This window comes from Streptomyces sp. NPDC058457 (genome assembly GCF_042720695.1).
Taxonomy (GTDB): Bacteria; Actinomycetota; Actinomycetes; order Streptomycetales; family Streptomycetaceae; genus Streptomyces.
Map to the genome: position 1 here is coordinate 62,370 of NZ_JBHXLU010000034.1, position 21,271 is coordinate 83,640.

Annotated in this window: 13 protein-coding genes; 6 read left to right on the forward strand and 7 right to left on the reverse strand. The window is 70.1% G+C overall.

Annotated elements, in window-relative coordinates; translation table 11 throughout:
* Nucleotides 1–217: 217 nt before the first annotated feature.
* A complete protein-coding gene (locus ACFWPS_RS25845) occupies nt 218–1,303 on the reverse strand; it encodes a lytic polysaccharide monooxygenase (protein ID WP_383708571.1) in 1,086 nt (361 codons plus the stop codon).
* Between the two features lie 381 nt (nt 1,304–1,684).
* Between ACFWPS_RS25845 and ACFWPS_RS25850 the strand changes: the two genes are divergently transcribed.
* Nucleotides 1,685–3,952 (forward strand): NEW3 domain-containing protein, encoded by a 2,268-nt coding sequence (locus tag ACFWPS_RS25850; RefSeq protein WP_383708545.1) that lies wholly within the window; start codon nt 1,685–1,687, stop codon nt 3,950–3,952.
* Nucleotides 3,953–3,992: 40 nt separating this feature from the next.
* On the opposite strand, the gene ACFWPS_RS25855 is transcribed toward ACFWPS_RS25850, so the two are convergent.
* Nucleotides 3,993–5,504: an ATP-binding protein gene (locus tag ACFWPS_RS25855; protein WP_383708546.1), complete on the reverse strand. Its 1,512-nt coding sequence runs from the start codon at nt 5,502–5,504 to the stop codon at nt 3,993–3,995.
* Nucleotides 5,501–6,226 (reverse strand): response regulator transcription factor, encoded by a 726-nt coding sequence (locus ACFWPS_RS25860; RefSeq protein WP_361304916.1) that lies wholly within the window; start codon nt 6,224–6,226, stop codon nt 5,501–5,503. The genes ACFWPS_RS25855 and ACFWPS_RS25860 overlap by 4 nt, the downstream gene beginning before the upstream one ends.
* Before the next feature lie 278 nt (nt 6,227–6,504).
* Between ACFWPS_RS25860 and ACFWPS_RS25865 the strand changes: the two genes are divergently transcribed.
* Nucleotides 6,505–10,188: a S8 family serine peptidase gene (locus ACFWPS_RS25865; RefSeq protein WP_383708547.1), complete on the forward strand. Its 3,684-nt coding sequence runs from the start codon at nt 6,505–6,507 to the stop codon at nt 10,186–10,188.
* 57 nt (nt 10,189–10,245) lie between these two features.
* Nucleotides 10,246–11,247 carry a response regulator transcription factor gene (locus tag ACFWPS_RS25870; protein ID WP_383708548.1) on the forward strand — a complete coding sequence of 334 codons (1,002 nt, stop codon included), beginning with the start codon at nt 10,246–10,248 and terminating at the stop codon, nt 11,245–11,247.
* Between the two features lie 53 nt (nt 11,248–11,300).
* On the opposite strand, the gene acnA is transcribed toward ACFWPS_RS25870, so the two are convergent.
* Both acnA and ACFWPS_RS25880 read right to left on the reverse strand, forming a co-directional pair.
* Nucleotides 11,301–14,015, reverse strand: coding sequence for an aconitate hydratase AcnA (gene acnA, locus ACFWPS_RS25875; protein WP_383708549.1), 2,715 nt, complete (start codon nt 14,013–14,015; stop codon nt 11,301–11,303).
* 741 nt (nt 14,016–14,756) lie between these two features.
* A complete protein-coding gene (locus tag ACFWPS_RS25880) occupies nt 14,757–15,197 on the reverse strand; it encodes a hypothetical protein (protein WP_383708550.1) in 441 nt (146 codons plus the stop codon).
* A gap of 1,247 nt (nt 15,198–16,444) precedes the next feature.
* Here ACFWPS_RS25880 and ACFWPS_RS25885 point away from each other — a divergent pair.
* Nucleotides 16,445–17,974, forward strand: coding sequence for a UDP-N-acetylglucosamine 1-carboxyvinyltransferase (locus tag ACFWPS_RS25885; protein ID WP_217547216.1), 1,530 nt, complete (start codon nt 16,445–16,447; stop codon nt 17,972–17,974).
* Between the two features lie 106 nt (nt 17,975–18,080).
* On the opposite strand, the gene ACFWPS_RS25890 is transcribed toward ACFWPS_RS25885, so the two are convergent.
* Nucleotides 18,081–19,046 carry a helix-turn-helix domain-containing protein gene (locus ACFWPS_RS25890; RefSeq protein ID WP_383708551.1) on the reverse strand — a complete coding sequence of 322 codons (966 nt, stop codon included), beginning with the start codon at nt 19,044–19,046 and terminating at the stop codon, nt 18,081–18,083.
* A complete protein-coding gene (locus tag ACFWPS_RS25895; RefSeq protein ID WP_383708552.1) occupies nt 19,039–19,947 on the reverse strand; it encodes a peptidoglycan-binding protein in 909 nt (302 codons plus the stop codon). Before ACFWPS_RS25895 ends, ACFWPS_RS25890 begins: the two co-directional genes overlap by 8 nt.
* 242 nt (nt 19,948–20,189) lie before the next feature.
* Here ACFWPS_RS25895 and ACFWPS_RS25900 point away from each other — a divergent pair, with 242 nt between their 5' ends.
* Nucleotides 20,190–20,636 carry a peptidoglycan-binding protein gene (locus tag ACFWPS_RS25900; protein ID WP_383708553.1) on the forward strand — a complete coding sequence of 149 codons (447 nt, stop codon included), beginning with the start codon at nt 20,190–20,192 and terminating at the stop codon, nt 20,634–20,636.
* Nucleotides 20,637–20,684: 48 nt separating this feature from the next.
* Complete coding sequence (locus ACFWPS_RS25905) at nt 20,685–21,053, forward strand: SH3 domain-containing protein (protein ID WP_383708554.1); 369 nt, start codon at nt 20,685–20,687, stop codon at nt 21,051–21,053.
* Nucleotides 21,054–21,271 lie beyond the last annotated feature (218 nt).

The window sequence follows — 21,271 nt, forward strand, 5'->3', positions numbered from 1 at the left end:
CCTTGACATCGTTGTCGGTTGAGACGGTAAAGTCATGTACAGACCATGAGACAACGTTGTCGCCCACCACGGCGTCGACACAAGCCGCACAGCAGGACACCCACGAGGCACTTCGAGCAACCCCCATCCGGACAGGCCTACCCACCCCCCCTCGCCTGCCCGGCTCGCGGACCCGGTGCGCATCGACACCGGGTCCGCCCAGAGCGGATCGCGTACGTCAACCGACCTGACACGGCAGGCCGGTCGCGCTGTCCCCGCCGTCGCCCTGGACGACGTAGCCGAACGTCGTGCTCCGGCCGGGGCTGAGCGAGCCGTTCCAGTCGGCGTTGTGGACCATCACGTCCTGTCCGCCGTAGGTCGCGTTGCCGTTCCACAGGCTGGCCACCGACTGACCCGCCGGAAGCGTCCAGTTGACCATCCAGCCCAGCATCGCCACATCACCGCTGTTGGTGACGGTGACCTCGGACTGGTAGCCGCCGGGCCAGCTGTTGGTCGTGGTCCGGGTGGCGGTGCAGGTGCCGGGCGGGGGCTGGCCGGGGTTGCCCGGGTCGTGGATGCCGGTGACCTCGCCGTTGCCGCCGTCGAAGACGACGTCCGAGCAGGAGTAGAAGGTCTCCGTGCTGTCCGAGCGCTGCCACACCATGCAGATGACGTGCCGCCCGGTCTTGTCGGCCGGAAGCTGCCCGGTCCAGGAGTAGTTGGCCTCGACCGTGCCCGGGGTGCCGTTGAGCGGCGGGTGGTCGACGGTCAGGAACGGCGTGTCCTCCATGTCGTCCCAGGTGAGCGGCCGGGTCGGGTCGTAGCCGTCCTTGGTGACGTAGACGTAGAACCAACCCGGGTGCGCCGCCCAGGCGTTGTAGGAGAAGTCGACGGTGGCGCCGGAGGTCAGATGCGTGACCGGCCAGTCGTCGCGGGGCAGGTCGAAGCCGGTGAAGTTGGGGTTGCCACCACTGCACAGCGAGCCGTCCGGGACGAAGCCGCGGGTGCGGCCGGCGCCGTCCGAGCGCAGCACGGAGAACCAGTTGTAGAACGGCGTGGTCCCGCTGACCTGCTGGGCCGCCTTGCACGCCGGGTTGACGGGCTTGATCTCCCCGGTGTCGGTGAGCGCGTCCTGCCAGCACAGGAAGGTACGACTGCCGGGCTTCATCGGGGTGCCGTGCGCCTGGGCCGGGGCGCCGGCGACCAGGATCAGGGCGAGGGCGGGGACCGTGGTGAGCAGGGCGAGGAGGGCGAGGAACAGGGCCCGGCCCCGGGTGGGGAGGGGTAATCGGGGGAGGCCGGAGAGGAGTTGCCTTTTTGTCATAGGCATGACAGACCTACCTCTGTGTGGGATGGCTGGCCGTGCGCGGGTCATGGAGACGAACGCGGGGTGGAAGCGAGCCCGGCGCGTCGACGGGTTCCGGTCCGCCGAAGCATATGGGAGCGCTCCCACCCCACTCTCCCGTGAAGCTAGCGCGAACGGGGACCGCTGTAAACGCCGGACGGCCGACGAAGTCGGACGGCCGGATCACCACAGCGGGCGCACAGCCTTGACTCTTTTTTGGCCAACCGCGCTATGTGGTGACTGGAGTTCGGTCATGTTCACTTGACGCGGCCACAGAGTTGATTCTTGACGGTTTCTGAGCCATCGACCTTCCGATACCGACCGTCGCGCTGTCAGGGCGCTGCGATGGAGGAAGAACTCATGACAAGACAGATACGCGGCGTGCTGGCCGTGTTCACCGGAGCGCTGCTGCTCGCCACGGGAATCACCGGCGCGGGAGCGGGCTCCGCGCAAGCCGATGACAACGGTGTCGGACTCAAACCCGTGCTCGGTTGGAGCAGTTGGAGCTTCGTCCGCCGCAATCCGACCGCGCAGACCATAGAAGCGCAGGCGAAGGCGCTCAAGGACAGCGGGCTCGCGAAGAACGGGTTCGTCTATGCCAACGTCGACGACTTCTGGTACCAGTGCCCGGGCAGCCAGGGGCCGGACGTCGACCAGTACGGCCGCTGGGTCACCGACCCCGCCAAGTTCCCGTCCGCCCACGGCGAGAACGGCATCCAGGTCGTGGCCGACTACGTCCACTCCCTCGGGCTGAAGTTCGGCCTGTACGTCACTCCCGGCATCTCCCAGCAGGCGGTCGCCAAGAACACCGCGATCCAGGGAACCTCGTACCACGCCCGGGACATCGCCACCACGGCGACGGAGAACAACTACAACTGCGGCGGCATGGTGGGCATCGACTACACCAAGCCCGGCGCACAGGCGTTCATCGACTCCTGGGCCGGTCAGTTCGCCGGCTGGGGAATCGACTATCTGAAGATCGACGGCGTCGGCACCCCCGACCAGCAGGACGTGCAGGCCTGGTCGGACGCTCTGCGGCACACCGGGCGGCCCATCCATCTGGAGCTGTCCAACAACCTCGACATCAACAACGCGGCCACCTGGGCCAAGCTGTCCAACGGCTGGCGCACCGGCGGCGACATCGAGTGCTACTGCGGGCCGGACGGCAGCAGCTATCCGCTGACCACCTGGGCCTCGGTCGCCTCGCGGTTCGACCAGGTCGCCGCGTGGGCCCCGTACGGCGGTCCCGGCGGGTACAACGACTACGACTCCCTCGAGATCGGCAACGGCGACAACAACGGCCTGACCCCCGACGAGCGCAGGACGCAGATGAGCCTGTGGTCGCTGGCCGCCTCCCCGCTGGTCCTCGGCACCGACCTCACCCACCTCGACCCCGCCGACCTCGCCCTGCTGAAGAACACCGACGTGCTCGCGGTCGACCAGGACGGCATCGACGCCCAGCGGATCTCCTCGGACCCGAACTCCCAGGTGTTCGCGAAGACCGAGCCCGACGGGGACGTCGTGGTCGGCCTGTTCAACACCGGTTCGGCTCCCCGGGAGGTCGCCACGACGGCGGCCGCGCTGGGCCTGCCCGCGGCGCGCGACTACGCCCTGCGGGAGCTGTGGAGCCACCGGCTGACCGAGTCCGCGGGCCGGATCGCCGCCGATGTGCCGCCGCACGGGGTGGTCCTGTACCGGGTGCACCCCAGCCGCCATGCGGTGGCCGGTGCGGCTCCGGACGTCTCACTGGCGCTGAACTGGGCCCCCGCGGCGAGCGACAGCACCACGCGTACCGTGACCGCGGTCCTGTCCGACAACGGGTCGCGGCCGATCACCGACACCGGCCTGACCCTCACCGGGCCGTCCGGCGCGAAGATCACCACGAAGTCGCCGACGTCGGCCCGGACGATCCGGGGCGGTCACGCGCTGGAGGCCACCTACTCCGTCACCATCCCGCCCTCGGCGGAGCTCTTCGCCTCCAGCGACTTCCAGGGGACGGCCGCCTACCGCTTCCGGTCGGGCGGGAGGACCAGGCTCAACGTCGGTGACACGATCACCGTCAACCACCAGGTGACGGCCCCGTACCGGACGTTCGCCTCCACCACGGCGAGCTTCAGCGAGTCCGGCAGCCGGCTCGGCATCCGCGCCCAGGGCGCCGACCTCTACAACGGCACCAACGAATACGGCACGGTCTATCTGCCCGGTGCCGAGCACGACGGTTCCGTGACCACCGTGAAGCTGGACTCCCAGTCGAACACGAGCGTCTGGGCGAAGGCCGGGATCATGGTCCGCAACGACATCACCCAGCCCGACACCTCCGCCGGCTATCTGGCCCTGGTCGCGACCCCCTCCAACGGCTACCTCCTCGACTGGGACAGCGACGGCGACGGCAAGCTGGACTCCCAGGACTCCACCGGCTCCGCCACCTACCCGTCGTGGCTGAAACTCGTCCGCAACGGCACCACGTACAGCGGCTACTACTCCACCGACGACGCCACCTGGAACCTGGTCGGCACCATCACCGTCCCGACCGCCGCGGCCACCCAGGACGTCGGCCTGACCCAGACCTCGCACGCCTCGGGCACCACCGGCGAGGCCGACTTCGACACGTTCACGACCACTCCCTAGCGATCCCGGCGATCCAGGTCCGCGCCCGCACGGTGCTCCGCTACACGGGTGCCGTGCGGGCGCTGATCGCCGTTCCGGCCGGCGGGAGTTCGGTGACCGGGAGTTCCAGGGTGAACTCCGTGCGGCCCGGGGTGCTCTCCACGTCGATGTGGCCGCCGTGGGCCGTGGTGATGGCCGAGGCGATCGCGAGGCCCAGGCCCGAGCCGCCCGCCAGGACGCCGGCGCGGGTGCGGGAGGTGTCGGCCCGGGTGAAGCGTTCGAAGACGGTCGGAAGGACGGCGGGCGGGATGCCGGGGCCGTCGTCGCGGACCCGGATCACGCAGGTGGTGGGGGTGACTTCGACCGTGGCGGTCACGGTGGTGCCGACGGGGGTGTGGACCCGCGCGTTGGCCAGCAGGTTGGCCACCACCTGGTGCAGGCGGGCCTCGTCGCCGAGCACCAGCGAGGGGCCGTCGAGGCCGAGTTCGAGCTGCCAGACGTGCCCGGCGCCGGCCGCCCGCGCGTCCCACACGGCCTCCGCGACCAGTGCGGCCATGTCCACCTCGGCGCACTGCAGCGGGCGGCCCTCGTCGAGGCGGGCCAGCAGCAGCAGGTCCTCCACCAGGCTGCGCATCCGGGCCGACTCGGCGTTGACCCGGCGCCACGCCAGGCCGGGCTCGATGCGGTCCGTGCCGCGGTTCATCAGCTCGGCGTACCCGGCGATCGAGGCGAGCGGGGTGCGCAGTTCGTGGCTGGCGTCGGCGAGGAAGCGCCGCATGCGCTCCTCGCTCCGGCGGACCTGTTCCTCGCTGCGCTGGCGTTCCGCCAAGGACGCCTCGACGTGGTCGATCATGCGGTTGAGGGCGGCGCCGACCTGGCCGGCCTCGCTGCCGGGGTCGGTGTCCCGCTCGGGGACCCGGGTCAGGCCGGTCACCTGGCCCCGGCCGAGCGGCGCATGGGAGACCTCGACGGCGGTGGCGGCGACCCGGCCGAGAGGCCGCAGCTGCCGTCGTATCACCACCGCGCACACACAGCCCGCGACCGTGAGGCCGACCGCCGCGACCCCGATCTCGACCTCCACCAGGCCGCTGATGGTGTCCAGTACGTCGTCCATGGGGAGCCCGGCCAGGACGCGGACACCGCTCGCGTTCAGGGCGGTGACCCGGTAGGTGCCCAGGCCGGGGACCTGGCGGGTGTGGGTGGAGCCGTCCTGTGCGAGGCCCTTGAGGGCGCTGGTCTGGGCGGTGCTGAGGGAACGCGGCGGGGCGTCCTGGCTGACGACGGCCGCGTTGATGATGTCGCCCTTGGCGTCCAGGCGGGCGGCGAGCATGCCGGCCGGGTGGCCGCTCTCGTTGAGGAAGGTCAGGTCGCGGGTGAGTTCCGGGTGCAGGGCGGCACCGCCGACGCCGCGCTCGGCCGCGTCGCTCACCTGGTTGTCCAAGTTGCCCATGAGATAGGCGCGTTGGGCGAACACCGTGGTCAGGGCCATCGCGGCGCACACGCAGACGAGGACGGCGGTGATGAAGATGAGCAGTCGCGTGCGCAGCGACCGGCTCCGCAGCCGGGCGGTCATCTGCTCTCCTCCACGGGCCGGACGACGTAGCCCATGCCGCGCACGGTGTGGATCATCGGCGCCCGGCCCCGGTCGATCTTGCGGCGCAGGCTGGAGATGTAGACCTCGACGAGGTTGCCGCCCCCGTCGAAGGAGGTGCTCCAGACGTGGTCGAGGATCTGGGCCTTGCTGAGCACCTGGCGCGGATGGTCCAGGAGCAGGCTGAGCAGGTCGAACTCCTTGGCGGTGAGCTTGATCGGGGTGCCGGCCCGCTGCACCTCGCGGGACTCGCCGGTGAGCACCAGGTCGCCGAGGACCCGCACCGAGTCGTCGGCGGGCGGCTGTTCGGTACCGGCCCGGCGCAGGAGTCCGCGCAGCCGCAGTACGACCTCCTCCAGGGAGAAGGGCTTGGTGACGTAGTCGTCGGCCCCGGCTTCGAGTCCGTCGATACGGTGTTCGATGGCGTCGCGGGCGGTGAGCATCAGGACGGGCAGCCTCGGCATCTCGTAGCGGAGTCTGCGCAGTACCTGGAGGCCGTCGAGGTCGGGCAGCATTCCGTCGAGCACCACCGCGTGCGGGGCGCAGCCGCGGGCCAGCCGCAGTGCCGTCTGCCCGTCGAGCGCGGGGTAGGGCCGCCAGCCCGCGTCGGCGACGGCGGCGGAGAGCAGCTCGGTGAGACCGGGCTCGTCGTCGACGATCAGGACGCGGACTCGGCCGGTTCGGACCCCTGCGGTGGCAGACATGTAGCAAGTCTGTGCCGGTTCGCTGAGGGAATCCTGTGTTCCGACTGAGCCGAAGCCGTGACAGCACGGGCGCGGCGGCCGGAACGCGGACGCGAGGACCGCGGGCGACCGGGTCCGCCGGGCTGGGTCTCTCCGTCAACTCCGTTGACCGAAGTGGGCATTGGCACCCTCCGGTCACCGTGTTCCCTTGAGCGGCCACCGCCCCGGCGCTCACTCTGATCTCTGGCTTCCGCTTACCGGGCGGAAGCGTTTCCGCGTTCAGGGGAGGACGTCCACCCATGCGAAGACTCCACGTCCTGTGGGCCGTGGCAGGAGCGGCGGGACTGCTCGCGGGGGCGGTCACGCCCGCGACAGCCGCTCCGGGGTCACTGGTCACCACACCCGTCACACCCCTCACGGGTCCGAGCACCACCACTCCACCGCAGACAGTCACCCTCATCACCGGCGACACCGTGACCCTCACCGTCGGACCGGATGGCAAGAACGCCGTCGACGTCCGGCGCGGCAAGGGCCGCGAGGCCGCCACCTTCCTGTCGAGCGAGAAGAACGGCGAGATCAGCGTCCTGCCGGCGGACGCCATCCCGTTGATCAAGGCGGGCCGCCTCGACCCGGCCCTGTTCAACGTCTCCCAGCTGGTCGCACAGGGGTACACGGACGCGAAGACCGGCAGCACCCCGGTCATCGCGACGTACACCAAGGGCTCCGAGACCCCCGAAGGTACGCGCCGGATGCTGGCACTGCCCGGGATCGACGGCGCGGCGCTCAGCGCGAGGAAGTCGACCGCGTTCTGGTCGGACATCGCACCGCCGCTCGGCACCGCGCCCACCGCGAAGGCCGCGCGGCGGCTCGGCGACGGCATCGACAAGATCTGGCTGGACGCCAAGGTGAAGGCGTCCCTCGACGTGAGCGTGCCGCAGATCGGCGCGCCCGAGGTCTGGAAGGCGGGCTACGACGGCACGGGCGTGAAGGTCGCGGTCCTGGACACGGGCGTGGACCTCGGGCACCCGGACCTGGCCGGGAAGATCGCCGGTTCGGAGAGCTTCGTACCGGACGAGACCGTGCAGGACGGCTTCGGCCACGGCACCCATGTGGCGTCCACGATCGTCGGCTCGGGCGCCGCCTCGGGCGGCCGGTACAAGGGGGTGGCGCCGGGCGCCCAGTTGCTGGTCGGCAAGGTGCTGGACAACACGGGCAGTGGTCAGTCCTCCTGGATCATCGCGGGCATGGAGTGGGCGGCGCACTCCGGCGCGAAGATCGTCTCGATGTCCCTGGGCGGTACGGCGTCCGGCCCCTCGGACGTGCTCAGCGAGACCGTCGACGACCTGTCCGCGGCCACCGGCACGCTGTTCGTGATCGCGGCGGGCAACGCGGGGCCGGGCGAGCAGACCGTGGGCACCCCGGGCATCGCCGACTCCGCGCTGACGGTGGGCGCGGTCGACAAGTCGGACAAGCTGGCCTCCTTCTCCAGCCGGGGACCGCGCATCGGCGACTACGCGGTCAAGCCGGAGATCACCGCGCCGGGCGTGAACATCACGGCGGCCCGCGCCGCGGGCACCAGCATGCCTGGCAGTACGCCGGTCGACGACTACTACACGACGGCGAGCGGCACCTCGATGGCGACCCCGCATGTCGCGGGCACGGCGGCGCTGGTCGCCGAGGCGCATCCGGACTGGACGGGCGAGCAGATCAAGGAGGCCCTCGCCAGCACCGCGAAGACGAACCCCGACAACTCCGTGTTCGAGCAGGGCGACGGCCGGGTCGACGCGGTGCGGGCCGTCGAGCAGGACGTCTTCGCGACCCCGACGCTGAGCTTCGGCGAGTTCGAGGACGGCGACACCGGGGTCGTCAGCAAGGACATCACGTACACCAACACCACTGACAGCGCGGTGGAGTTGAAGGTCTCGTCGTCGCTCGCCGACCTCACGCTGGGCGCCGGTTCGCTGACCGTGCCCGCGCACGGCACCGCCACGCTCCCGGTCACCGTCGACCCGGCGCAGGAGGCCCACGGCCGCTACACGGGCCATGTCACGGCGACCGCCGACGGCGTCCAGGTCACCACGGGCGTCGGCTTCGAGAAGGCACCGAAGACGTACGACCTCAAGCTCTCGATCCTGGACCGCGAGGGCAATCCGTCCACCGGGGCGTCGATCTACACGCTCCAGGAGCTGAACGGCGCCTACCCCGACGAGTACGGCTTCATCGGCACCGGCTGGACCTGGCGGGTGCCGGCCGGCACCTACTCCATCGCGACCTGGATCCCGGACCGGGACGCGGGCGGTCTGGCCGTGGGTACGTCGATCGTCGGCAACCCGGAGATCAAGGTCGACGGGGACACCGCAGTGGTGCTCGACGCCCGCAAGGCGGTGGAGATCAAGCCGAAGACCAAGGAGGACTCCGAGTTCCAGGGCTTCAGCACCAACTGGTACCGCAGCGGGCCGGGCAGCGCCTGGGGGCTCACCTACAGCCAGGGCTTCTGGACCGATCACGTCTACGTGGCGCCGACCCAGCAGGTCACCGAGGGCACTCTGAGCTTCTACGCCAAGTTCCGCCTGTACGCGAAGGAGTTGACGGCGAGCGTCACCGGTTCGCAGAAGACGTCGCTCTCCTCGCTCTACTACTGCCAGACGTACGAGGACTTCCCGTTGAAGTTCAGCGGTGAGCACACGGTCCAGGCGGTGGACGCAGGCGGCGGTACCGAGGCCGACTTCGCGGGGCTCGACGTGAAGGGCAAGGTGGCGGTGGTCGCGCTCGGCGCCACGGAGCGGGCACAGTCCGCGCTGGACAACGCGACCAAGGCCGGGGCGGGTTACCTGATCGCCTACCGCAAGACCCCCGGCTTCTGGATCGAGGCGGTGGACCGGGCGACCACCGTCCCGCTGATGATCGCCACCGGCGAGCAGGGCGCCGCGCTCGGCAGCCTGCTGAAGACCGGCAAGAAGGTCAGGCTGAAGCTGAACGGCACGCCGACCAGCCCCTACGTCTACAACCTGCTCGCCGCGCAGAGCGGTGCCATCACCGCGAACCAGACCTACCGCCTGGACAAGTCCGACACGGTGAAGCGGACGGCGCGTTACTACGGTGCCACGGCAGGCGACATGGGCGCGGACACCCTGTACACCTTCCGGCCCTGGCAGCGCTTCGGCATCGAGACCAGTGTGCCCACGCAGTTGGGCACGGAGCGCGACGAGTACTACTACGTCGACCCCGACACCCGTACCTGGCACGTCGTCTATCCGAAGTGGGACACGCTGAAGGGCGAGTGGAGCCCGCTGCGCACCTTCACCGAGCCGGGAACGGAGCCCGCCGAGGACTGGCTGCGCCAGGTCGTCCGGCCGGGCAGCAGCCAGGAGTACGGGCTCTCCGCGCGCGACGGAGACAGACTCACCTTCCGGGTGCCGGAGTTGACCGACTCCACGCCGGGCCACTACGGAGCCATCGACGGCATCGACAACACCGCGAAGGGCAAGCTCTACGCGGACGGGCAACTGGTCGGCGACTCCACGCTCGGCGGCTACGGCACCTTCGACGTGGCGGCGGACAAGACCGCGTACCGCTTCGAACTGGACGTACAGCGCAGGGCGGAGTGGGCCAGGTACTCGACGAGCACGCACACCGAGTGGACCTTCTCCTCGGCGCACACCGACACCAGGACGGCGCTGCCGCTGCTCACGGTCGGCATCAGCCCGAAGGGCCTGGACCTGCTCAACCGGGCCGACCGCGGGCACACGGTGAAGATCGCGCTGCCGGTCGCCGACCAGCTGGGGAGCGTGCGGGCGAGCAGTCTGCAGGCCTGGGTCTCCTACGACGACGGCACGTCCTGGAAGGAGGTGAAGGTCCGGAACGGCACGGCGCGGTTCAGGCCGGCGAAGGGCGCCGGGACGGTGTCGCTGCGGGTGCGGGCCGCCGACCTGGACGGCAACGTGATCGACCAGACCGTGCTGCGGGCGTTCGGCCTGAAGTGAGCAACGCCCCGAGCCACTGTAAGGATTCTTAACAAAGACCCTCTACCGTGGCGAGCCATGGTGAACAGGGCACAAGAACCTGCAAGACAGACCCCTGCCGCGAGCCCCTGGGCCGCGGTGGGGGTCTCCGCCTTCGACGAGGTGGTGTACCAGTCGATTCTGCATCAGCCCGACGCCGGCGCGGCCGGCTGGGCGCTGCTGACCAGGGCGACACCGGCCCAACTGCGCGAGGCCTGCAACCGGCTGCTCACCCTTGGACTGCTCCAACCGCCCGACTCCATGGGCGGGTTACGAGCGGTCGACCCGCGGGTGGCGATCCGTGCGCTGATCCGGCGGCGCGAGACGGAATCCGAACTGCTCGCCGCCACCGCCGAGGAGATGGCCACGGCGTACGAGGCCGGGCTGCTCCGCGAGGAGCCGACCCGGCTGATCGAGGTCGCCTCCGGCGAGGGCGCCATCGCGGCCCGGCTGGAGGAGATGTACGCCCGCGCCGAGCACGAGGTGTGCCTGTTCGACACCCCGCCGTACCTCGCCCCGCCCGCACCGCAGGTGGATTCCCAGGCCGATCTGCTCAAGCGCGGGATCGTCTCACGCGGCCTCTACGCGGCGAGCGCCCTGGAGGATCCGAACGCTCTGTCCCGCGCCTGGAAGATGGTCGAACTCGGCGAGCAGGCCCGGGTGTTGCCGTCCGTGCCGCTCAAGCTGCTGGTGGTCGACGGACGCCGGGCGATGCTCCCGCTGACCTCGTCCGCGGCGGGCGGCTACTGCGCCGTCGTCGTATGGCACTCGGCGGTCACCGAGGCCCTGCAGAAGCTCTTCGAGCTGGCCTGGCAGCAGGCGACTCCGCTCGGCCGGCCCGAAGTCAACGGCGAACTCTCCGCGGACGAACAGGCGCTGACGCGGCTGCTGGCGGCCGGGATGAAGGACGAGGCGGTGGCCCGTCATCTGGGGGTGAGTCTGCGAACACTGCGGCGGCGGGTGAGCGACCTGCAGGAACGTCTCGGGGCGTCGAGCCGGTTCCAGCTCGGGCTACGGGCCGCTCAGCGCGGCTGGCTGTAGAAAACAGTGCGGGGCCGCACTCCCGGAGGAGCGCGGCCCCGACCGTCGATCCGCTACTTGCGGATCAGGCTGCGCAGCACGTACTGCATGATGCCGCCGTTGCGGTAGTAGTCGGCCTCACCGGGGGTGTCGATCCGGACGACCGCGTCGAACTCGACGCCCGTGTCGGTGGTGACCTTGACCGTGCGCGGGGTGGTGCCGTTGTTGAGCTCCTCGACACCGGTGAAGGAGAAGGTCTCCTCGCCGGTCAGGCCGAGGGACTCGGCGGTGGCGCCCTCCGGGAACTGGAGCGGCAGCACGCCCATGCCGATCAGGTTCGAGCGGTGGATGCGCTCGTACGACTCGGCGATGACGGCCTTGACGCCGAGCAGCGCGGTGCCCTTGGCGGCCCAGTCGCGGGACGAGCCGGAGCCGTACTCCTTGCCGGCCAGGACGACCAGCGGGATGCCCTGCTCGATGTAGTTGCGGGAGGCGTCGTAGATGAACGCCACCGGCGCGTCGGCCTGGGTGAAGTCGCGGGTGTAGCCGCCCTCCGTGCCCGGCGCGATCTGGTTGCGCAGGCGGATGTTGGCGAACGTGCCGCGGATCATGACCTCGTGGTTGCCTCGGCGGGAGCCGTAGGAGTTGAAGTCACGACGCTCCACACCGTGCTCGGTGAGGTACTTGCCGGCCGGGGTGTCGGCCTTGATGGCACCGGCCGGGGAGATGTGGTCGGTGGTGACCGAGTCACCGAGCTTGGCGAGGACCCGGGCGCCGGCGATGTCGGTGACGGGCGACGGCTCGTGGGCCATGCCCTCGAAGTACGGGGGCTTGCGGACGTAGGTCGACTGCGGGTCCCAGTCGAAGGTGTTGCCGGTCGGGATCGGCAGCGACTGCCACTGGGCGTCACCGGCGAAGACGTCGGCGTAGGACTTGTTGAACATGTCCTCGCCGATCGCGTTGGCGACGACCTCGTTGACCTCGGCCTCGGTCGGCCAGATGTCGGCCAGGTGGACCGGCTTGCCGTCCTGGTCGGTGCCGAGGGCGTCCTTGGTGATGTCCACCTTCATGGAGCCCGCGAGCGCGTAGGCGACGACCAGGGGCGGGGAGGCCAGGTAGTTCATCTTGACGTCGGGGTTGATCCGGCCCTCGAAGTTCCGGTTGCCCGAGAGGACCGAGGTCACGGCCAGGTCGTGGTCGTTGACGGCCTTGGAGACCTCCTCCGGCAGCGGGCCGGAGTTGCCGATGCAGGTGGTGCAGCCGTAACCGACCAGGTTGAAGCCGACCTTGTCGAGGTAGGGGGTCAGGCCCGCCTTCTCGAAGTAGTCGGTGACGACCTTGGAACCCGGGGCGAGGGTGGTCTTGACCCACGGCTTGCGGGTCAGGCCCTTCTCGACCGCCTTCTTGGCCACCAGGGCGGCGGCGACCATGACGTACGGGTTCGAGGTGTTGGTGCAGGAGGTGATGGCCGCGACGGTGACCGCGCCGTGGTCGATCTCGTACGTCGAGCCGTCGGCGGCGGTCACGGTGACCGGGTTGGACGGGACGCCGTTGATGGACGCCGGGGCGTCGGAGGCCGGGAAGGACTCCTTGCCCGCCTCGTCGGCGGTGTCGACGTAGTTGCGTACGTCGGCCTTGAACTGCTCGGCGGCGTTGGCGAGGACGATACGGTCCTGCGGACGCTTCGGGCCGGCGATGGAGGGGACGACCGTGGCGAGGTCCAGCTCCAGCTTCTCGGAGAAGTCGGGCTCGGCCTTCGGGTCCAGCCAGAGGCCCTGCTCCTTGGCGTACGCCTCGACGAGCGCGACCTGCTGGGCATCACGGCCGGTCAGACGCAGGTAGTTCAGGGTCTCGTCGTCGATCGGGAAGATCGCGGCGGTGGAGCCGAACTCCGGCGACATGTTGCCGATGGTGGCGCGGTTGGCGAGGGAGGTGGCGGCCACGCCCTCGCCGTAGAACTCGACGAACTTGCCGACGACGCCGTGCTTGCGGAGCATCTCGGTGATGGTGAGGACGAGGTCCGTGGCGGTCGTGCCCGGCTTCAGCTCACCGGTCAGCTTGAAGCCGACGACGCGCGGGATGAGCATGGACACCGGCTGGCCGAGCATGGCGGCCTCGGCCTCGATGCCGCCGACGCCCCAGCCGAGGACGCCGAGGCCGTTGACCATGGTGGTGTGCGAGTCGGTGCCGACCAGGGTGTCCGGGTAGGCCTGCCCGCCCCGCACCATCACGGTCCGGGCCAGGTGCTCGATGTTCACCTGGTGGACGATGCCGGTGCCCGGGGGTACGACCTTGAACTCGTCGAACGCGGTCTGGCCCCAGCGCAGGAACTGGTAGCGCTCCTTGTTGCGGCCGTACTCCAGCTCGACGTTCTGCTTGAAGGCGTCGTTGGTGCCGAACTTGTCGGCGATGACGGAGTGGTCGATGACCAGCTCGGCCGGGGCCAGCGGGTTGATCTTCGCCGGGTCGCCGCCGAGCTCCTTGACGGCCTCACGCATGGTCGCGAGGTCGACGACACACGGAACACCGGTGAAGTCCTGCATGATCACGCGGGCCGGCGTGAACTGGATCTCCTGGCTGGGCTGGGCCTGCGAGTCCCAGCCGCCGAGGGCACGGATGTGGTCGGCGGTGATGTTCGCGCCGTCCTCCGTGCGGAGCAGGTTCTCCAGCAGCACCTTCAGGCTGTACGGAAGGCGAGCCGAGCCTTCCACCTTGTCCAGCCGGAAGATCTCGTACGACTCGTCGCCCACCTGCAGCGTGCTGCGGGCGTCGAAGCTGTTCGCCGACACGACAGTCTCCTTCATTGATGTGCGCGTACCACCGTCAATCGTGCCGCCACGCCGACTTGGCCGATCCAGTAAGGTCAGGCTAAGTTAGGCATGCCTTACTTAGCTGGCGGCTGCGGTGCGCCCGGGCAGATATCTCGATGTCGAGATAACTCTAGTACACAGGCGCCGGTTGGTCATGCCCGGACCCGATGTGGCGCCTCGGCAAACCCGGGGCGTTCCCGCTCTCTCCGGGGCATCCATAGCCGCGTCTCGGTCTTTCTCGGGCAAGTAGCGCGGCGTCTCGGCCTTTCCGAGGCGCCGCTGCCGCGCCTTGCCTGCGGTCGCCGTACCGCGTCGGTGCTCGGCCATGGGGGCCGGGATGGATGCAGCGGATCACCGGGGCGGTCGATCAGGCCGGATGGTGTCAAGCGTGAGGGCCCGCTGTCCGCGACGGGGTCAGTGCGGTTCGAGGCCGGCCGGGCGTCGCGGTCGCCCCCCGCGCATCGCAGGCAGCGGAACTTCACCGACTGGTACTGGTGAGCGACGAGTGGCGGGCACGTTCCCCATGAATCCCGACCGGAGCGCGATCACCTCATGCGGCTTGGCTTCGATCACGATGAGACCACCCGCCGCGTCGCCGAGCGGCCCGCGATCTGATGATGACCGAAGGCGGTGTCGTCGATCACCCGGGCGCCGTCGGCCGGCTCCGGACGGAGGTGCAGGGAACCCACAAGGCGTATCGTCGGCGTGTCGTAAATCGACTCATAGCGTGTCAAGTCGGGCCTCGTGCGAGATGAAGTCGGAGTGCATACCGGGCAGGCCGTTGCCCACCCCCGGACGGACGTCGGCGGCACCCCCGTTGAACAGGCAGTTCAGGCTCCGGTCCACCCGGTCGGCGGACAGCACGCCGGTGCCGATGGCAACCTCGGTGACCGCGCCCCGGCACCCGGGACCGCCCGTCGCATGGATGCCGTCGGCGAAGGGGCCGAACCCGTCGACGAACCGGTGGCCCTGGATCCTCACATACAACGGACAGGATTTCCGCGTCTCTTGTGCCATTTCGGCGGCGGCCTTGGAACGGCCGGCGCGGACGCCCGACAATTCACGGCGCTTGGCTACGAGTACGGAATCGATCCGCAGCATTCCGGAAACCGTGAGCTCGGTGTCGACGCGGGCGGCCAGACAGGTCGGTGACACTGTCACCTCGAAGTAGTTTCCGGTGATGGAGTACTCGTCCGGGAGAAGTCCGGGACGGGTACGGCTGGAGAGCTGGAGTTGTTCCGGAAGGCGGATGGCGAGATCCGTTCAGGGACCGGTCATGCGTACTTCATCGCGGGTCGGCAGAAGTTGGGAGATGATCCGGCGGTTCGCCGCGACACAGCCACGGAAGTCGATCTCGGAGAACCTCTCCTTACCGTATCTGGCGACCTGTGGATCGGCGGATAAGGAGGCCGGTGAATCCACGGCACACTGGCCCCGGAAAAGATATCGCACAGGGCCCGGCAGGACGGCAGTCGGCCGTAGTCCAGCGGTACCGCGACCGCTCGCCGCAGCACCTGGCTCACGGCCGCTCAGCACGCCGTCGAACGCCGACGCCGGCACCCCGTGCGCCGACACCCGTGCGCCGTCAGCCGGTCCGCGAGACCTGGCTCGCCGGTCAGGAGAACTCGATCCCGACCTGCGAAGACCACACCGGGATCGGTCAGCGGCCCGTAAACGCACCGGGCACCGGGGCGGCCAGTCAGCGGCAGGTCGGGGTGTCACCCGGATGGGCCTTGAGGACCGCGGGCGCCTGCCGCCACACGCCCCTGCCGGCAGCCGTGCCGGGCTCCGGTTTCCCGTCCGGAATCTGCAGAGCGCGGCCGTATGCGTCACCGTCGCCCGCCACGCCTCCGCCACCCAAATCCTTCGAGACATATGCGATTCCCCGAGTGTGCGGTGAGAGTTCGGGAATTCCAGTCGGCCGGCGTCGGTGCACCTTTCGGCAGGGCATCGTTGGCAGCCTCGGGAGCAACGGGCCGTGAATCAGATTCCGTTGTGGATGATCGCGAGGACGGCTTGGGATTCTCGCCTTCGGGCGTCAGGGCGGCCGTTCTCTGATCGGCAGTGAGGGACCCGAGCGGGGTGACCCTCGGGACTTCCGGATTTCCGATGTGCGGGGCGGTCACCATGGCCGCCTGGGGAATTTCCCGTACCTCCGGATTGAGCCTTGTGACACATGCCGGCGGGTGGCGGCGGGCACCACTCCGGTGTGCGAAGGAAAGGCCTCCGGACAACGGCCGACGGAATTCCTGACCAGACGTCGGGAGCCGCCTTGACGCGGTCTCACCCCACCCCTGCGCGCATCGGAACGATGGTCGACGGACCGAACGACCAGGCCCGTTGACGGAGCATCACCCGAACGGACCCCGCAGCGGGCGCCATCTCATATCTGAGATAACCTCGGCCTCATGGCAGACGACTACCTCGTACGCATCGGCAAGCTCATCCGTGACGCCCGGCAACACCGTGGCTGGACACAGACACAGCTCGCGGAGGCGCTCGGCACCAGTCAGAGCGCTGTCAACCGCATCGAGCGCGGCAACCAAAACATCAGCCTTGAGATGATCGCTCGAATCGGTGAAGCCCTGGACAGCGAGATCGTCTCACTGGGCTACGCGGGCCCGATGCATCTGCGGGTGGTGGGCGGCCGCCGGCTGTCCGGCGCGATCGACGTGAAGACCAGCAAGAACGCGTGCGTGGCCCTGCTGTGCGCCTCGCTGCTCAACAAGGGGCGCACGGTGCTGCGCCGGGTGGCCCGGATCGAGGAGGTGTACCGCCTGCTGGAGGTGCTCAACTCCATCGGCGTGCGCACCCGCTGGATCAACGACGGCGTCGACCTGGAACTGGTGCCGCCCGCCGACCTCGACATGGCGTCGATCGACGCCGAGGCCGCCGTACGCACCCGCTCGATCATCATGTTCTTCGGCCCGCTGCTGCACCGCATGGACCACTTCAAGCTGCCGTACGCCGGCGGCTGCGACCTCGGGACGCGGACCATCGAGCCGCACATGATCGCGCTGCGCCGGTTCGGCCTGGACATCGCGGCGACCGAGGGGCAGTACCACGCACAGGTCGACCGGGCGATCCGCCCCGACCGTCCGATCGTCCTGACCGAGCGCGGCGACACGGTGACCGAGAACGCGCTGCTGGCCGCGGCCCGCCACGACGGCGTGACGGTCATCCGCAACGCGTCCTCCAACTACATGGTCCAGGACCTCTGCTTCTTCCTGGAGGCACTCGGCGTCAAGGTCGAGGGCATCGGGACCACGACCCTGACCGTGCACGGCGTCCCGAACATCGACGTGGACGTGGACTACTCCCCCTCCGAGGACCCGGTCGAGGCGATGAGCCTGCTGGCCGCGGCCGTCGTCACCGAGTCCGAACTGACGGTCCGCCGCGTTCCCATCGAGTTCCTGGAGATCGAACTCGCCGTCCTGGAGGAGATGGGCCTCGACCACGACCGCAGCCCCGAGTACTTCGCGGACAACGGCCGTACCCGCCTGATCGACCTCACGGTCCGCCCCTCCAAGCTGGAGGCGCCGATCGACAAGATCCACCCGATGCCCTTCCCCGGCCTGAACATCGACAACGTCCCGTTCTTCGCCGCCATCGCGGCGGTCGCCCAGGGCAAGACCCTCATCCACGACTGGGTCTACGACAACCGCGCGATCTACCTCACCGACCTGAACCGCCTCGGTGGCCGCCTCCAGCTCCTCGACCCGCACCGCGTCCTGGTGGAGGGCCCGACCCGCTGGCGCGCCGCCGAGATGATGTGCCCGCCTGCCCTGCGCCCCGCCGTGGTCGTCCTGCTGGCCATGATGGCTGCCGAGGGCACGTCCGTCCTGCGCAACGTGTACGTCATCAACCGCGGTTACGAGGACCTCGCCGAACGCCTCAACACGATCGGTGCACAGATCGAGATCTTCCGGGACATCTGACCCACCGACGCCGCCGCGCCCGGCAGCGGGCAGCAGGGTGCGGCGGCCTCTCCGGGGCCTCTCCGGAGCCTTTCCGGGGGGCGGCCGGCAGTCGGCCGGTGTGGTGTCAGTGGCCCCAGCCGGTGCAGGCGGACGAGCCGTCGGGCAGTTCGATGCAGGCCCGTGCCTCGGTCGGGTGTCCAAGGCCGATCATCAGGGTGTAGAGGTACCGGCCCGGCACGAGCACCAGCCGTGACTGGTGCCGTCCGTCGGTGGTGTCGACCTGCACCCGGTCCCCGCTGCGCGGTGCCGTGATCCGGCCCCAGGCCGCCCGGCACGTCGGGCTGAAGCGGAGTTCCACGATCCGTCCGGCGATCTCCCGGCGCGCCCGGGTGCCCGCGTCCGTCCAGCAGTCCGTGTCGTGCTGTTCGGCGTCCCGGTCCGTGCAGTTCTCCCCCCGGCAGGTACCGCTGGTGGGTCTCGACGCCGGTTCCCGGTGCCAGCCGCCGTACGTCCACGCCACGGCGCCCACACCGAGGGCGGTGGCCAGCGCGGTCCCCGCCGCCACGAGCAGGACAGTGCCGCGGTGCGGTCTCCGGCCCTGGGGTTCCGGCCCGCCGTCGCCTTCCGGGGACCGCCGTACGGTGGCGCTCCGGGTGGGGGCGGGCTCGTCGGACTGCCCAGGGGGCGGGTTCCCGACCGCGGGATCCGCTCGCGTCTCTCGGGGCGCGTCCGTGCCGGGCGCGACTTCCGCGGGGTCGGCGGTCCGCTGGTCGGCGGTCCCCTGGTCGGTGGCGCGTGCGTCGCGGCCGCTCCATGCTCGGTCGGCGAGCTGCCACAGGGCGAGCAGCCGTACGGGATCCGCGCCGCTCAGATTCGCCAGCGTCTCCACCGCGTCCCGGGGCGGGAGTGTCTTGCCGTTGAGATACCGCTCCCAGGACGACTTGCTGTACGCGGTCCTGGCCGCCAGTGCGGCGAAGCTCAGCCCGGTCCCCTCCCGTGCCCCCCGCAGCCGTTCCACAAGGTGGCGGACCTCGGGGGCGCCGACCGCCCGCGGCTCACGGCCGGGGCCCGGCCGGGCGCCCTCAGTCACCCGGCTTCCTGAGCTCACGCCAGGTCATGGGGCCCACGATGCCGTCGTCGGCCAGCCCGCGGGACCGCTGGAACGCCCGGACCGCGGCCCTGGTGTTGGGCCCGAACGAGCCGTCGATCCCCTGCGGGTCGAAACCGTGCCGTCTGACCAGGCACTGCACCTCCGCCACCGCCTCGACGGTGATGCCGACGTGGTACTCGTCGGTGAGGGTCGTGCTGTGACCGGCGTACAACAGGCCGTCGTGCAGGGTGAAGTAGCACGGGAACGTCTTCGCGGAGTAGGTGGAGGTAGGCACCTTCGTCGTCGCGGTGGCCGCGCGAGGCTCCGGCTCCGCCGACGGGGACCCCGGCCAGGCGATGGCCACCGCCACCGCCGCAAGCACGGCGAGCCCCGCCGCCACCACGGCCACACCGGCGACCGTCGCGACCGGCCGCGCCCGGCGCGGAGTCCGGCCGTCGTCCGGCCTGCCGTCGTCCGGTCCGCCGGTGTCCGGTCCGCCGGTGTCCGGCCTGTCGGCGTCCGGTCCGCCGTCGTCCCGTCGACCGCCGGGGGCCGTCGACTCCCGGGGCTCCTCGGGCGCCGCCCGGGAGGCCGTCGGCTGTTCCGGCTCCCGCGGAGCCGGTGCCGTGGGACCCGGCGCGGAGTGGGAGGTGGCCACCTCCCACAGCGCCGCCAGGCCGATCCGGTCCCCGCCGCACACGTCGGCCATGGTCTCGACGGCCTGCCGGGGCGGTGTCACCTTGCCGTTGAGATAGCGCTCCCAGGACGACTTGCTGAACCCCGTCCTGGACGCCAACGCGGCCATGCTCAGCCCGCTGTGGTCCTTCAACCGGCGCAACTCGACCACGAGTCGGCGGATCCGGGGATCCAACGACTCGGGCAGCGCCTTCCATCGCGACATGCCCCAACCCTTCGCGTACGCCGTCGCGCACCCGTCCAGCCCCCGTCTCACGCACTTCCCACGCACTTCCCGCCTTCACGATATCTGCACATCCCGCCGTCCCGTCGTCCCGCGCGACGTCCCTGCAGCTCAGCACGGGGATCATCCCCGGTTGTCCCAACTCGCTTTGATCTGTGGCCGGTTGGGCGGCGAGCCGACCACGATGGGCCGCGCACCGACCACAACGGATTCCGGGGGATTCCATGACAGTCAGCACGACGGCAGGCGCCGCGACGGCAGGCACAAGGGCGCACAGGCGTACGTCGCTCGCGCTCGCCGCGGCCGTCCTCCTGGGCGGCACGGTCGCCGGCCAGTTCGCCGTCGGGACCGAGGCCACCGCGGCCACCCCGGCCACGGTCTACGCCTGCAACGTGACCGGCGGATTCGGCCCACTGACAGCCGGCTACTACAAGGGCGACACCGTGATTCCGTCCACCTCGCAGGTGACCGCCGCCGGCAAGGAGGCCCAGTGCCTCCTCAAGTACCGGGGATACGACCCGGGGACCGTCGACGGGATCTTCGGCTCCAAGTCCCAGGCCGCGGCCAGGGCTTTCCAGCACGACACCAACGACATCTGCGAGGCCGCCCTCAAAGAGGACGGCAGCGTCGGCCCCAAGACCTGGCCCTGGCTGCGCTTTCCGGGCTGCTGACCGGCGTTCCCACGGAAATCCCGTAGTCCCACAGGAAGGAACGAGCACATGCGAGCAACATTCCGCGCGAAGCTGGCGGCACTGACGATAGGGGTGCTGGCCGTCCCCGCGGGCCTGGTCGTCACCGCCGCGGGTCCGGCCTCGGCGAGCGCCTACTGCGGCAGGACCGGTCCGCTGAACGACGGCACCGAAGTCACGATGACGAAGGGTGTCTCCGCCAACATGCGCAGCGGCTCCAGCACCAGCTGCGCCGTGAAGGGCTGGGCCGACAACCAGGACACGCTCATGTACTACTGCTACACCTCCGGCGACGGCGGCACTTGGACCTGGCTCTGGAACATCGACGACGGCACGGTCGGCTGGGTGAAGGACTCCCTGCTTCCCGGGAACGGCTCCAACTACTCCTGCGGCTTCTGACCGAGGTTCCCCTCGAACAAGCTCGCGCGGGGGCGACGGGGGTGTCCCCGCGCGAGCTCTCCCGGCCCCGGCCGCCCCAGGCCCCTGGGCCGCCTCACCCCGCGTCGACCCCGGCCGAGAAGGCCGTCTCCCTCGCTTCGCACCGCCCGCCACCCTCACAGGCGCGGCGGGCATCGGCATGCCTGCCGGTCAGCTGCGCGCCCCAGACACAGCGGCCC

Excerpts from the sequence above, each read along its gene's own strand:
- ACFWPS_RS25895 (WP_383708552.1), bottom strand. The coding sequence starts at position 19,947 with ATGTCGCGATGGAAGGCGCTGCCCGAGTCGTTGGATCCCCGGATCCGC.
- ACFWPS_RS25885 (WP_217547216.1), top strand. The coding sequence starts at position 16,445 with ATGGCAGACGACTACCTCGTACGCATCGGCAAGCTCATCCGTGACGCC.
- ACFWPS_RS25845 (WP_383708571.1), bottom strand. The coding sequence starts at position 1,303 with ATGACAAAAAGGCAACTCCTCTCCGGCCTCCCCCGATTACCCCTCCCC.
- ACFWPS_RS25855 (WP_383708546.1), bottom strand. The coding sequence starts at position 5,504 with ATGACCGCCCGGCTGCGGAGCCGGTCGCTGCGCACGCGACTGCTCATC.
- ACFWPS_RS25860 (WP_361304916.1), bottom strand. The coding sequence starts at position 6,226 with ATGTCTGCCACCGCAGGGGTCCGAACCGGCCGAGTCCGCGTCCTGATC.
- ACFWPS_RS25850 (WP_383708545.1), top strand. The coding sequence starts at position 1,685 with ATGACAAGACAGATACGCGGCGTGCTGGCCGTGTTCACCGGAGCGCTG.
- ACFWPS_RS25905 (WP_383708554.1), top strand. The coding sequence starts at position 20,685 with ATGCGAGCAACATTCCGCGCGAAGCTGGCGGCACTGACGATAGGGGTG.
- ACFWPS_RS25900 (WP_383708553.1), top strand. The coding sequence starts at position 20,190 with ATGACAGTCAGCACGACGGCAGGCGCCGCGACGGCAGGCACAAGGGCG.
- ACFWPS_RS25870 (WP_383708548.1), top strand. The coding sequence starts at position 10,246 with ATGGTGAACAGGGCACAAGAACCTGCAAGACAGACCCCTGCCGCGAGC.
- ACFWPS_RS25865 (WP_383708547.1), top strand. The coding sequence starts at position 6,505 with ATGCGAAGACTCCACGTCCTGTGGGCCGTGGCAGGAGCGGCGGGACTG.